Source organism: Acinetobacter bereziniae (genome assembly GCF_016576965.1).
Lineage (GTDB): Bacteria > Pseudomonadota > Gammaproteobacteria > Pseudomonadales > Moraxellaceae > Acinetobacter > Acinetobacter bereziniae.
Window position 1 is genome coordinate 3,603,089 of the sequence record NZ_CP066119.1, and the last position, 14,794, is coordinate 3,617,882.

General features: G+C 37.3%; 10 protein-coding genes. 6 read left to right on the plus strand and 4 right to left on the minus strand.

All coding sequences use genetic code 11. The features are described 5' to 3' along the window. Positions 1-3: 3 nt before the first annotated feature. Positions 4-681 (minus strand): DsbA family protein, encoded by a 678-nt coding sequence (locus I9192_RS16835; protein ID WP_200149947.1) that lies wholly within the window; start codon positions 679-681, stop codon positions 4-6. A gap of 134 nt (positions 682-815) precedes the next feature. Here I9192_RS16835 and I9192_RS16840 point away from each other — a divergent pair, with 134 nt between their 5' ends. Next, positions 816-1,157, plus strand: coding sequence for a winged helix-turn-helix transcriptional regulator (locus I9192_RS16840; RefSeq protein WP_005033331.1), 342 nt, complete (start codon positions 816-818; stop codon positions 1,155-1,157). A 286-nt stretch (positions 1,158-1,443) separates the two neighbouring features. Here the strand turns inward: I9192_RS16840 and pobA are convergent, their stop codons facing one another. Next, complete coding sequence (gene pobA / locus I9192_RS16845; protein ID WP_151805803.1) at positions 1,444-2,658, minus strand: 4-hydroxybenzoate 3-monooxygenase; 1,215 nt, start codon at positions 2,656-2,658, stop codon at positions 1,444-1,446. Positions 2,659-2,791: 133 nt separating this feature from the next. Here pobA and I9192_RS16850 point away from each other — a divergent pair, with 133 nt between their 5' ends. The 5 genes from I9192_RS16850 (at position 2,792) to I9192_RS16870 (ending at position 11,526) form a co-directional block, all read left to right on the plus strand. Next, on the plus strand, positions 2,792-3,601 hold the full coding sequence (locus tag I9192_RS16850; RefSeq protein WP_042088222.1) for an IclR family transcriptional regulator domain-containing protein: 810 nt from the start codon (positions 2,792-2,794) through the stop codon (positions 3,599-3,601). Positions 3,602-3,892: 291 nt separating this feature from the next. Then, entirely contained in the window at positions 3,893-6,103 is a 2,211-nt protein-coding gene (locus I9192_RS16855) for a TonB-dependent siderophore receptor (RefSeq protein WP_200149948.1), read from the plus strand. Positions 6,104-6,268: 165 nt separating this feature from the next. Then, complete coding sequence (locus I9192_RS16860) at positions 6,269-7,330, plus strand: alpha/beta hydrolase (RefSeq protein WP_005033336.1); 1,062 nt, start codon at positions 6,269-6,271, stop codon at positions 7,328-7,330. Positions 7,331-8,184: 854 nt separating this feature from the next. Next, complete coding sequence (gene aspT / locus I9192_RS16865; protein ID WP_200149949.1) at positions 8,185-9,870, plus strand: aspartate-alanine antiporter; 1,686 nt, start codon at positions 8,185-8,187, stop codon at positions 9,868-9,870. Between the two features lie 54 nt (positions 9,871-9,924). Then, positions 9,925-11,526, plus strand: coding sequence for a bifunctional aspartate transaminase/aspartate 4-decarboxylase (locus tag I9192_RS16870; protein ID WP_200149950.1), 1,602 nt, complete (start codon positions 9,925-9,927; stop codon positions 11,524-11,526). Positions 11,527-11,660: 134 nt separating this feature from the next. Here the strand turns inward: I9192_RS16870 and I9192_RS16875 are convergent, their stop codons facing one another. Together I9192_RS16875 and I9192_RS16880 are read right to left on the minus strand one after the other, a co-directional pair. After that, positions 11,661-12,122 (minus strand): hypothetical protein, encoded by a 462-nt coding sequence (locus I9192_RS16875; RefSeq protein ID WP_171496307.1) that lies wholly within the window; start codon positions 12,120-12,122, stop codon positions 11,661-11,663. 253 nt (positions 12,123-12,375) lie between these two features. Further along, on the minus strand, positions 12,376-14,436 hold the full coding sequence (locus tag I9192_RS16880; protein WP_005033340.1) for a choline transporter: 2,061 nt from the start codon (positions 14,434-14,436) through the stop codon (positions 12,376-12,378). Positions 14,437-14,794: the final 358 nt, after the last annotated feature.

Below are 14,794 nucleotides of genomic sequence, written 5' to 3' on the forward strand. Positions count from 1 at the left end.
GCTTTATCTCTCTTTAGAATTAAATGAAGTTTTAAGTAATTGTTGCTCTACAAAACGTACCAAATCCTGTGGTTTATTATAAAAACCATGAATAGGAAGCTGACCAATCTCCGCATGTTGGTTTTCAAAAACCACTGTAGGAAAACCTTGTCCTCGAACACGTGATAACAGTTGACGTGTTTGATCTATGTGTTGATCTAGCTGATTTTGATCCACAGCTTCTAAGTATTTTGACCACTGGTCAGGGCTAATACCCAGTTCAGCAACGAGCTGAGCAAGCACACTATATTGTGTGACATTTAAGCCTTTCAGATAGTAAGCTTGTTGTATTAAATTTAATAACACCATCATCGAATCATGACCCAGCGCCTGCTTGATACTTAACAATGCATGTGTTGCAGGAATTGAGTTCATCTTTAAGGTGCTGTCTTTGAGCAAGCCATTTTTATAATCGTCACCAAAGTTTACGCCAGTGAGTTGATGGATTTGCTCATCATAATGAATAATTTGTGCGCGCATTGCAGCCGTCATTTGCGGTTGATGATCTTCACTATATAAACCACCAAGATGTAAACGTTGAAGATTTGGAAAACCTTCCTCAATTGCATTTATCAAAGGCAATGCACCATAACTCCAGCCACAAATCGGATCAATAATCCAGTGCAGAATCGGAGACTCCATAAACTTCCTCTTAGAAATAGATAGACTTTCGAAATATGCAAAACACATTTCAGCTGATATTTGTTATAGTAAAGAAGACAATTACTTTTTGTAAGTACTTACAAAAAAGTAAGTGACTTGATCTTGGAAAATCTATGAAAACTGACACGTCCTGTTTAGCTGCAAATGTTTTATCAAAAAATTGCCCGTCTCGAATGCAATTAATGCATTTAACTAATCGTTGGGGCGTACTGGTAATGTTTTGTTTAAGAAGAGGCACGCATCGTTTCAGTGAATTGAGACGTAGAATTGATGGTATCAGCGAAAAAATGCTGACCCAAACTTTACGTGATTTAGAAAATGATGGTTTTGTTGTGCGTAAAGAATTTCCTGTCATTCCACCGCATGTTGAATACTCATTATCTGAAAATAAAGGCATTGAAGTCGCTGAAAAAATTTATGACTTGGTGCATTGGATTGAGCAGAATAGCAATTAAGTTGCTTGCAGAATGATCCTAACGATCCTACCACGAGGATCGTTGATTCAAAATTATAAATTAATTTTAACAGCCGCGTTTTTCCCCATGGTTAAACGTGGCGAGATGACACACTTAACGTTCACATTCTTTAAGATCTCACATTCGATTTGAGGTCGAACATAAATTCATTTGCAAAATATAAGATTATTTTTTTGTGAAGCAAACAAACGTGCTTAAATTTCGCAGAAATTATGACGGCTTAATAGATCAACACGTTTAATACTACAGTGCAAATCAATTAGCATTAATCCATAGATTTCTCAGCATTAAAACTTTTAATTTCATAAGGTAAACCGACATAGTTTTCTGCCAATGTGGTTAATCCAGCATTTGATTCTAAAATATAATTCAATTCAGCCTGTTTAATTTTATGATCAAACTCGCTTTCTGTTTCAAAACGATGCAGTAAATGCGTCATCCACCATGAAAAACGTTCCGCTTTCCATACTCGCTTCAAGCATTTTTCAGAATATTCTTCAATGCCTTTCTCCGAGTCATTGTGATAAAAATCAATCAAAGCATGTGATAAATAAGCAATATCAGAGGCTGCTAAATTTAAACCTTTTGCACCTGTAGGAGGAACTATATGCGCAGCATCACCTGCCAAAAATAATTTTCCAAATCGCATTGGCTCTGTCACAAAACTACGTAAAGGTGCAATACTTTTTTCAAGGGAAGCTCCTGTTACTATTTTTTCACGGCTTTCTTCATCCAAACGATTTTTTAATTCATTCCAAAATCTTTCATCCGACCATTCATCAACATGATCTGTCACAGGGACTTGCAAATAATATCGACTCCGTGTTTGAGAGCGCATACTACATAAAGCAAAGCCCCGTTCTGACTGCACATAGATCAACTCATTTGATACAGGGGGTACATCTGCAAGTACACCTAACCAACCGAATGGGTAAATCTTTTCAAAAGTTTTGATTCTATCTTGAGGCACACTTGCACGACAAACCCCATGATAGCCATCACAGCCTGCAATAAAATCACATCTGAGCTGGTACGATTGACCATTATGCTGAAAGCTAACATACGGGTTTTGCTCAAAATCATGAATTTGTACATGCTCAGCTTCATAGTAAGTAGGTAAACCTGCCGCTTCACGAGCATGCATTAAATCTTTTGTGACTTCCGTTTGTCCGTAAACCGTAACTTGCTTCCCCTGAGTTAATTCAGCTAAATCGACACGATGCTTTAAGCCATTGGTTAAAATTTCAATACCATCATGTGGCAGTCCAAGCTTTTTTAAGTTCTTGTCCACACCCGCTTGGGCTAATAAATCTACAGAGACCTGTTCAAGAATGCCTGCTCGAATGCGTGCAGCTACATATTCAGCACTACGTTGTTCAATAATCACATGGGAGATGCCCGCTTTAAACAACAGTTGTCCAAGCAATAACCCTGCTGGTCCTGAACCAATAATCGCAACTTGTGTGGTTAAATTTTCCATAATATTTTCTCCATATCCTGACACTTAAATTAATTTCTTTGCTGTACTTTTGATATGGTGAAAACTGGATAATCACCGTATAGTGGTAACAATGACCGTATATCGGTCAAATACAATCGAGAATGAATGAACGATGAGATACGATTTAATCGAAAATAAAATTTCAGGTGAAACCATTAAGCAGGACGACTACATCGCTGGACTTGCCAAAGGACTGAGTTTACTTGAAGCTTTTGGTATTGATCGTCAAAAACTCAATTCGACTCAAGTTGCTGAACGTACTGGATTAAGCCGCACAGCAGCTCGAAGATATTTAAGAACTTTAAAATATTTAGGTTATTTAGAAAGTGATGATCATTATTTCTGGTTAACACACAAAGTATTACGCTTATCGAGCTCTTATCTGAGTTCTGCTCATCTCCCTAAAGTTGTACAACCGATTTTAAATTTATTGAGTGCACAAACAGGTTTGACTTTTTCATTGGTGGTTTTAGATGAACATGAAGTTGTGCCAATTGCACGAAGTTATTTACCCCAACAAGATAATCTACGCGTAAGTCCGTACGGCATGCATTTGGGTAATCGCTTACCTGCTCATGCAACTTCAACAGGTAAGGTTTTACTGGCAGCACTGCGTCCAGAAGAGCAAAAACAATGGCTGAACAAATATGGTTTAAAAAGACTTACTGCTTATACCATCCAAGATGAAACTCAGTTTTATCAAATATTGAATCAAGTACAAAAACAAGATTATTGTTTATCAAAAGAAGAGCATGAATTCGGTGTTATTGCGATTGCCGTTCCTGTTTTAAATGGTCAAGGTGATGCGGTCGCAGCGCTAAACTGTATTGCACAAACTCATCGAATGACTGATGAACAACTGCTTCAGCAAATTTTGCCTTTACTGAGAAATACAGCTTATGAATTAAGATGTATGATTTAAAATCATGCTTATATTTTAGCCTAATCTGTATCATTATCCCTGCTCAATTGAATGAGATTGCTTCATATTCACCAAGCTTCGCCCGATTAAGCAATTCTCCATTTAATGGAAGAATATATTAATAATAAGCACTATTAATTGTTCGATCTTATTTGAAAAATATTGAGGATCAATAACTTACCTCAAGTAAATAAATTAAAAATTTAAAAAGAGCATAAATCTTTATTGATTTTTACCCTTATTTTAAATGATAATAATTATCACTAACATCTTTATAAAAAATTTATTCCAATGAAACTTTCAACACTAAGCTTATCTGTACGTCATGTTCTTTTCAGCTCTCTCACCTTGATCAGTTGTACCGCAATCGCAGAAGACTTCTCAACCCAATTGCCAACAATCGAAGTAAAAGCCGATACAGAAAAAACCACGAGATATACTGAAAGAAAATCTCGAGCAGCAACGAAGCTTGATCTGACCTTGAAGGAAACTCCACAATCCGTAACGGTGATGACTAGCCAACATATCGAAGATCAAAATTTAAATACCGTTGAAGAAGTTTTATCACAAACACCTGGCATTTATGTACAACGCTATGGTGCACAAGGTGCAGTTGGGAATGGTGGTGAATACACATTCTATTATGCGCGGGGAAATCAAATCTTGAACTATCAGGTAGATGGTGTAATGACCTCTCCTGCAACCAGTGGCAAAAACGGTTCATCTCTCAGCAATTTAAATCCCATTATTTATGAAAATATTACCGTACTCAAAGGTGCTGCTGGACTCACCAATGGTGCAGGTTATCCAAGTGCCAGTATTAATCTCAATCGTAAACATGCAACCAGTACTACACCAACAGGTCAGATTCAACTCAATGTAGGATCAGATCAAGCGATTCGCTCAACGTTTGATGCGCAAAGTGCCTTAACATCGTCAGGAGATGTCCGTGGGCGAGTCGTCGCTGCTTATGGTCAAAGCGATTCATGGCGTGATTGGGGAGATCAACGTGATGCCACACTTTATGCGGTAGTTGATGCAGATCTCAGCGAAAAAACTCAGTTCAGTGTTGGTTCTCTACTCAGTCGCTCTCGTCTCAATGGACAAGGTGTACACGGGATTACTGTATTTGGTGATGATGGCACATTGATGCCGTTCAATCGTGAATTTAACCCCAATGCACGTTGGGCTTATAGCAATGTGGATACACTCAATTTATTTACTGAGTTAAAACATGAATTCAACAATCGTTGGAAAATTCAAGCCAATTATAACTATACCAAACAAGACATTAATGCTTTATATGGTGTCATTGGTGTTGCCCAAGTCGACTACACCAAAATGACTGCATCACTTGCAGCATCACAAAATGATTTCAGCCCAGAAGAACATAGCTTAGATCTTTCAGTCACTGGCGACTACTCTCTTTTGGGACGTGAACATGAATTGATGCTTGGTGCAAGTTATCAAAATCTAAAGAGTAATAACAATGCTTATGCAGGATATAGTAGTAAAGATACGATTAACTTAAACACATGGAATGGGCAAATTGCTCTCCCGCCAGAAGCTCGCATTGCGACTGGTGTAAGTAATAAAGACTATCAGCAAAGTGGCTACTATGTTGCAACTCGACTTAATCCGATTGATTCCTTACATATTATTGTGGGTGGGCGTTTGTCCAATTATGATTTAAAAACCCATTCTACAAATACAGTTAGAAATACAGTTTCAGATTCTAAAATCAAAGAATCCAATCAATTTACACCTTATGCAGGGATTACTTTTGATATCTCCTCATATCTTACTGCTTATGCGAGTTATACCAATATTTTCTTACCGCAAACCAACCGTGATTATGCATACAATATGTTAGCCCCACAGCAAGGTGACAATTATGAAGGTGGGTTTAAAGCAAGTTTTTATGATGACCGATTAAATATGAGTGCCGCTTATTTTCAAGCAAAAATGGATAATGTTGCTGAATCTGCTGGAAAATATAGTGATACAGATCAAGCTGTCATCAATGGATGGACAACAGCGGGATCAACTTATTATCACGGCGTCAAAGGTGCAAAAACGCAAGGTTTTGAACTTGAAATTTCAGGGCAAATTTTACCTGAATGGAATATTCAAGCAGGCTATACCCAAGCTGAAACGAAAGATAAAAATGGTCAACGTATCAATACCGATCGCCCTACACAACAATTTAAATTATTCACCACCTACAACTTACCCGTGATGGAAAATAAATTAACCGTTGGTGCAGGTGTAAATTGGCAAAATGAATTTTATGATAAAAGTAAAACAGGTCTAAATTATGAAGCTTTTCGTCAAAAATCCTTTGGCTTAGTTGATGTAATGGCTCGTTATGCAATCAACAAAGATCTTAATCTTGGACTAAATGTCAGTAATTTAACTGATGAAAAATACCGTCTAAATACGTGGGCAAATACTTATGGCGATCCACGACGTTATACCGCATCAATTCAATATAAATTTTAAAAATGAATTTGATTTAAAACGTCATTAAAGCACCATGCATGGGTCCAGTCCCATCATGGTCAATACTCTAAGTATTGATTTACATATAATACCTGCTGCTGATTGAGCAAGTGTTTACTTTTTAAATTGGTGTGATGACATCACAAATATAGAATGGATCTTTCTATGATCAAGAAAACTTTTCTCTACTTGGCTTTGGGCGTATTGTCTATGCAAATCTCAATACCCAGTTTTGCGGATAGCAGCATCAAAATTGGAGAAACACACAACTTCGTGTCCACTGTATTAAATGAAAAAAGAGCAATTCAGGTCTATCTACCAGCCAGCTATAATCAATATCCCAATCAAAAATACCCTGTTGTATATCTTTTAGACAGTGAAAGTAACTTTCATTATGTGACAGGGATTATTGAAAAATTATCTAAGTCTCCTTATCCCTCAATACCTGAAATGGTGGTTATCGGCATAGTCAATACAGATCGAGCACGTGATTTAACACCTACACCGCAAAAGCCTCAAATTAAAGAAGGACGGCTGATCGAAGGTAAAACTGGCGGAAATCTTGCTTTCTTTAATTTTTTAGAAACTGAGCTTATGCCTGACGTAGAAAAAAAATATCGTACTAATGGCTTAAATGTATTGATTGGTCATTCTTTTGGAGGAATCACTGCACTGAATCATATGCTCAACGGTCACAAAAATATTCAAGCTTATATTGTGCATGATCCCAGTATTTGGTGGGATGATGAAATCATGCTCAAGCGTTTTAAGGAAGTAAAGCACAAAGATTTTCAGCATAAAAAACTATTCTTGACACAAGTCGGCAGCAGTGAAAATACCGCCAGTTTGGACAGCCATTACAATGGTATTCAAAAATTCAATCAATATTTAACTCAACAACCCTTTGCACATTTGAACTATAAATATATCCAATATGAAGGTGAGGATCACGGCACTGTACCATTGAAAGGTAACCTTGACGGTTTGCGTTATATTTTTGAAGGCATGCAGATCAATATTAAATCAATTCCTGAAAATCCAGATCTGGTCAAACAACATTACACTCAACTCAGTCAAAATTTAGGCTTTGAATTACAACCGAGTGAAGTTTATTTAAATGCCGTTTTTGACTATTTAAAACGCTCAAATAATCCTAAAGTAACACAACAGTTTCAGCGCTATATTCTCTCGATTTACCCACAATGGCAATCCAAAAGCACATCCTAAAAGCTAGTTTTTCCTCATAGTATATGGCTGTCATTTTTATTCAATATAGGGTGGTATTTAGACCTCTACTACCACTCTGTCATTGTTTAAGTTGCTTATCTCTATAATTCACAATTAATTAATTTTTATTAAATAAATCAGACTATTGTTAATTCACTTCACCCCAAGATTATTAATTAAAACGATATATCCATCATTTTATTCAGATCAGTATGCTTATCATAATTTAAACCACTTACCATTCACTTTTTAAAATATACGATTCCACAAAAACAAAAATAAAATCACAGATTATTATTTTTACCTTATTAAACTCACAAATTATTCATATAATGACTACAATTTATAATTCCACGATTAAAATAAGTCACACGCATTACCACTCAATAAAAAAATTGAAATATTCATATATTGGCTATAATTTACCTACGGATACACATTAGCAACAGCATTAAGACAAAAAACAAAAGATAAATAAATTACTTAAATTTTCATATACTTAATAAAAATAAAAAGATAATAAAACTGCTTTAAAAGCAACAAAAAACTATTAAATTATTATAATAACTTCTTTAATCTAATTTAATTATTTAAATTTACTTATTAAAAATAACCTCTAAATAATAAATTGTTAGACAATTAAAACTTTAATCAATCATAAGAATGCAATCCCTTAAGAATAATTTTATATTCGCTGTATATTTAAATTCAACAAAAAATGATGATGAAATAATTTAAATATAAACCTAAAAATTTACAGCGCTTTAACTAAATAGTATTTTCATTGAAGGCAAAAATTTAAATATCTTATTTCATTATCAAATATAGATTAAATAATAAAGGTGGGCCGTAAAATGATTGAATGGCTACAAGGCGAGTTAAAACATAGTCCAGAAATCCTATTATTCTTATCTTTAGCAATAGGTTTTTGGATCGGTCAATTTCAATTCGGTAAGTTTCAATTTGGGGGGGTTGCAGGATCATTGCTTGTCGCAGTAATTCTGAGCTTGATTGGTGTTCCCATAGACAATGGCGTAAAAGCCATTCTTTTTGCTCTATTTATTTATGCAGTTGGCTTTGAAAGTGGTCCACAGTTTTTTAAATCACTTGGTCCACAATCGATTAAAGAAATTCTGTTGGCGATCTTTATGGCAGTATGTGGTCTGATCACTGTTTTAGCAATGGCAAAAATCTTTAATCTGGACAAAGGTTTAGCCGCTGGGCTTGCTGCAGGTGGAATGACTCAATCGGCAATCATCGGTACAGCAGGAGATGCAATTTCTCGTTTAGATTTACCACTTGCAGAAATCCAAAAGCTCCAAGCCAATGTTGCGATTGGATATGCTGTAACTTATATTTTTGGCTCCTTGGGTGCCATTATTGTCTGTGTAAATCTTCTACCAAAATTCATGGGTCGAGAAATACATGATGATGCGTTGAAGGCACAAGCAGAACAGTTAAAAGGTGCTTTTGAACTTGCACCAGGTCAAGAACTGGCAATGCCTGAAATTGTTGGACGAATCTACAAAGTCAAACAAGCCGCGGGACAAACTATTGCAGAACTTGAAACCATTGCCCCAAGTGTGACCATTGAACGATTGAAACGTAAAGATCAGTTTATTGATGTTAGCCCTGACATCAGCTTACAAAAAGATGATGTTGTGCTCGTAGTGGGTCGACGAGCAAGTATTGTTTCCATCGCTGCGTCTATCGGATCTGAATTACAGTCCTCACAAGGCATGGAAATGATCATGGATACGACCGATGTTATTTTGAGAAATTCAAAATATGTCAACCGCACACTTGGTGATATTAAGACCAATACGCCAGATTATTTAAAACATGGCATTTATGTCCTTGCGATTAAACGTAACAGTGAAGCTCAAAGGTTGAGTGATGATACTGTACTTCACCAAGGTGATGTCGTGACTGTCTATGGAACAAAAAGTGATCTTGATCGTTTAGTCAAAGAAGCAGGAAAAGCCTTACCTGAGAGTTTAAAAACAGATTGGATTTTTCACGGCGCTGGCTTAGTCGTTGGTTTGGTCATTGGTTTATTTGTTATCCGAATTGGGGATGTACCTTTAACGCTTGGCGCAGGTGGTGGTGCTCTGCTTTCAGGTCTACTCTTCGGTTGGCTTCGTAGCCGAAATCAAGTGCATGGCAACATGCCCTTAGCCGCTTCACAACTACTTAAAGATCTCGGTCTTGCTGGTTTTGTTGCTGCTGTTGGACTGCAATCAGGGCTACAGGCTATTCAAACCATTAAAGAAAGTGGCTTATCGCTCTTTATGATTGGGGTTGTGGTTACCCTAGTCCCACTTATTCTTTCCATGCTCTTTGCCCGTTATGTCCTTCGTTATGACAATGTCGCCGTAATGGCAGGAGCATTAACAGGCTCAAGAAGTGCCAATCCTGCTTTTGGTGGCGTACTAGACAAAGCTGGAAATTCGATTCCAACTGTTCCATTTGCAATTACCTATGCACTCGCAAATGTATTTTTGACCCTGCTCGGCCCACTGATTGTTGGTTTAGCATAAATAAATTTATAAATCCCAAACACATTGATATCAATATAATGAAGGAGACTTCCCATGGGGAACGTTGATTATTCAAAATACGCAAAACTCAGCCCATTTGAACTTAAAGATGAATTGATTGCTTTGGCGCAAAGCCATACTGACCGTATGATGCTCAATGCTGGACGAGGCAATCCCAATTTTCTCGCAACCATTCCACGTCGTGCCTTTTTCCAATTGGGTCTATTTTCAGCCACTGAATCAGAATTTTCTTTTTCCTATATGCCAGAAGGGCTTGGTGGATTTCCCCGTGAAGAAGGATTGCAATCACGCTTTGACCATTTCGTTTTAGAAAATCGCGACAAACCTGGTGTTGTTTTTCTTGGGAAAGCGATTTCTTATGTGCGTGATCAATTAGGACTAGATCCAGATGCTTTTTTACTTGAAATGGTCGAAGGTATTCTCGGCTGTAATTATCCAGTTCCTGATCGAATGCTCAAAGTCAGTGAAAAAATTATCAAAGAATACGTTTTACGTGAAATGGGCGTACAAGGTATGCCTAAAGAGGAACTCGATTTATTTGCAGTTGAAGGTGGGACGGCTGCAATGGCTTATATCTTTAACTCATTAAAAGAAAATAAGATTATTTCACATGGTGATCGTATTGCCATAGGTTCTCCTATCTTTACCCCTTATCTTGAAATTCCCAAACTTAACGATTATCAACTTGAAGAGGTTTTGATCGAGGCTGATCCAAATCTAGGTTGGCAATACCCTGAATCAGAGTTGCGAAAATTAGAAGATCCATCAATCAAAGCCTTTTTCTTGGTCAATCCAAGTAACCCACCTTCGGTTAAAATGAGTGATGAAGGCTTAGCGATTTTGGCTGATATTGTCAAAAAACGCCCTGATCTGATTATCTTAACTGATGACGTTTATGGAACATTTGCTGATAATTTTAAATCTTTGTTTGCGATTTGCCCTGACAATACCATTCTGGTTTATTCTTTCTCTAAATATTTTGGCGCGACAGGTTGGCGTTTGGGTGTCATTGCGTTGAGTAATCATAATATTTTAGATAAAAAAATTGCAGCGCTTTCTAAAAAAGACAAGAAAGAACTCGAAGAACGCTACTCATCCCTCACCACAGATCCATCTAGTATTAAGTTTATAGATCGCCTTGTTGCCGATAGTCGAAATGTTGCTTTAAATCACACGGCTGGATTATCCACACCTCAACAAGTACAAATGGTCCTGTTTGCATTATTCAATATGATGGACTCTCGTCAAAGTTATAAAAAAGCAGTGAAATCTGTGGTAAGAGAACGTGATGCTGCCCTTTATAGACAGCTTGGCGTTGAAGTTCCACAAGATCCAAACGCTGTTGATTACTATACCTTGGTCAATTTAGAAAATACCTCAAGAAAACTATATGGTGATGCGTTTGCTGATTGGGTGATGAAAAATAAGAATCCAACAGAATTACTTTTCCGAGTTGCTGATGAAACAGGTGTAGTGCTGCTTCCGGGTTCAGGTTTTGGTGTTCAACACCCGTCTGCACGTGCCTCGCTTGCCAATTTAAATGAGTTCCAATACGCTGCGATCGGAGCTTCATTACGCAAATTTGCTGAGGAGGCATATGAAGAATATAAAAAAATCAGCAAAAAGAATAAATAAGCATGGATAGCTTAAGTATTCGTTATAAAAGAAAAAGATCGCATGAATGCGATCTTTTTTGTTTGCGAATGGCTAACCAAGTTAAGCTCTATTTACCTGTAGCGATCAAATCTCATCACAGTATTCAAACAGTCTTAATTCTGCACTTTACATTTTATTGCTTTTGCAGGAGTAATATTGGTCGCTGAAACTAATTGAGTTGAATCAAAACCTTCAGTTTCCTCTATAAATAAATGATAGTCTTTAATTTGAATCGTTGCCTGTCCTTCATATTGGCAATAACCTTTTTTAATATTGTCTGGTAACTTAAAAGTCTTTTTTGCTGCATCAAAGTTGCTAAAGCAAAACCATACATCTCGTGTGTCACCTTTTGGACGTGGTATCAGTGCAGCTGAGGTTTTATTGGGTTCAAAGCAAATATCATCCCCCATATAATCCAAATATTCAGGGTCTAAATTACGTGAAAATTTTCCTGTTAAAGTAGCTTGTCCCTGATAATTTTTAAAACCAGACTCGGTGTTTGTGTATTTGAAGCTTTGTGCTTGTGCAAATACTGGCAATACCGCTAAGGCAATCAGTAAAATTTTGTTCAACATGCTAATTTCCATTTTATAAAGTGCTAAATTTGCTGTAATTTTACCCAATCTCAAAAAATAAAAAAACCACTTAGCTGTCTATTGCATTAGTCTTTTTCTCAACGGCTTAGCTTATTCTACTCATTGAGCTCTCACAACGATTTTTAGACTTTCACCAAAACCCATGTATTGAAAATGGATTTTAACTTAGACGCTTACTGAACTCCCCCCTTAAGTAGAACATACTTAATCGAGGGAGTTTTATATCAAAACATTAGTCTTGTGAGTCAGGATACAAAGGACGATTTCCGGGGCTAATTCGATTGATATGTAAAAAGGTCATATGACGTTCGTACTTATCTAAAATATCATTAATCACCTGCTCTTTGGTGTATCCGACCAAGTCATTGTCCTGCGAACCTTCGTACAAGAAAGTTTCTAAACGATAGTAATATTGCATACCGCGTTTACCACGCTCACTAAAGGTCGGTGTGATATAACGCACAGGCCAGATCTGATAAATAAAATTAAACTCTTCTTCGATGTAGATGGTTAAATCAAGATGATACAAGGTATCACTATCTTCCACTTCTCCTTGCGTTACTTCGATACTCATGCCACGTTTAACCAACTCATCTGCAACCGTCTGAACCGCAGGTTTACACACGCTATCGAGCATACTCAGTGTCTCACGACTACCAGGATGAAACATGACACGAGACAAACGTTGCTTCCAGTTTAGAATATCAACATTCCCTACGACAGGTGCTGCATTTGGACTACGACTCGCTTTACGATAATCTTCCAAGCGCAAGGATTTATACAAACCTGCCATCACTAACAACATGACAAAACTGAAGGGTAATCCCATAATGACTGTTGCACTTTGCAAGGCGGTGATTCCGTTCGCCATAAGCATGGCTACCGTCAGTAAGCCGATTGCAGTAGCCCAGAAGATACGCAACCAACGTGGGGCATCATGATCAACACTAGAAAATTTGGTCGTGAAGTTCCCGAGTACCAAAGCACCTGAATCTGCTGAGGTCACGTAGAAAAGCAAACCTGTAATGGTGGCAATACTGGCAATAAAGGCAAAGCCTGGATACTGAGCAAGTAAGTCATAAAAGCCATGTGCAGGATTGGTCAATACGGTTTGTGCCAGTGTGCTATTACCATCAAAGATCACACTATGTAAGGCACTATTACCGAAAATAGACAACCATGTGATAGTGAACAACAGAGGAATGATCAAAGTTCCACAAACGAATTCACGGATTGTACGACCTCGAGAAATCCTCGCCAGAAATAAGCCGACAAATGGAGACCAAGCTACCCACCATGCCCAGAAGAACAAGGTCCAGCTATTCATCCAGTCTTTTGGTCGATCAAAGGCAAAACTTTCTAAAGCTAAACTTGGGAAGCGACTAATATAATCACCAAAGTTTTGTACCAGTGCATTGAGCAGAAATTCGGTATTCCCAAGGAACAATACGAACAGCATCAAGCCAATTGCGGCATAGATATTAATTTCAGACAAAACCTTGATGCCTTTATTTACACCAGCGGTGACTGAAATAATAGTCACAATCACAGCAACTAAAATCAGTGCAATCTGAATCCAGAGATTCTCTGGGATATCCAACAGCACATGTAGACCATAATTAATCTGAACTACTGCAATACCACAGGTGGTAGCAATACCGAAGATCGTTCCGATCACAGCAGCAATATCAACCGTATGCCCAATAGGACCATCAATTTTTTTACCAAAGATTGGATATAGTGCAGAACGAATCGTTAATGGCAAATTATAGCGGTAACTAAAATATCCCAATGCCATCCCCACCAAGGCGTACATCCCCCACCCTGTTAAGCCATAGTGGAATAATGTCCAAACCATGCCCTGACGTGCAGCTTCATAAGTCTGTCCTTCACCTATGGGTGGATTCATATAATGCGATAACGGTTCTGCAACCGAGAAGAACATTAAGTCGGTCCCAATTCCAGCAGCGAACAGCATCGCAGACCAACTTAATAGACTAAACTCAGGTTTCGAATGCTTTGGACCAAGTTTGATATCGCCATAACGTGAGAAAGCGATAAAAATCACAAAGACTAAGTACAATGTTGCAGCTAATAAATAGTACCAGCTGAATTTGTCACTGACCCACGCCAACACGACATTCAATAAATGATTAGCAAAGTCGTTAAATAAAATCGTAACAAGTGCAAATGTTAAAATAAGTAGAGCTGAAATATAAAAGACCACACGATTTAAATGGTCTTTATTTGCTAATGCAGCATCATCAACTGCTCTTGGATTATCTGTTGCCATACAATCCTCAGGAAGTTAGAGAAGAAAAAGAAAATATTCATCTACATCTTTCCATCGCTTAATCAATGAAAATAAATATCTGAATAGAAAATGAAAAACAAAAGTTATTTACCCAATTTAAAATGTTTCTGATTTTTCAGTGATGTAATGATGTGATAATTGAGTTAACTTCGTGATCACTCGCATTGCTAAAGGATTAAATTGATTCTGTTTGAGTGCATTGGCTAATGCCAAACACAAAACAGCAAAATAATGATGGAGAATAATAAACCAAAGCGCATCACCGCATTTTGTAAGCCGAAGCTTGCTATTAACAAATGTCAGATAAAGACGATACTAATCACTACAGACCAAAAAA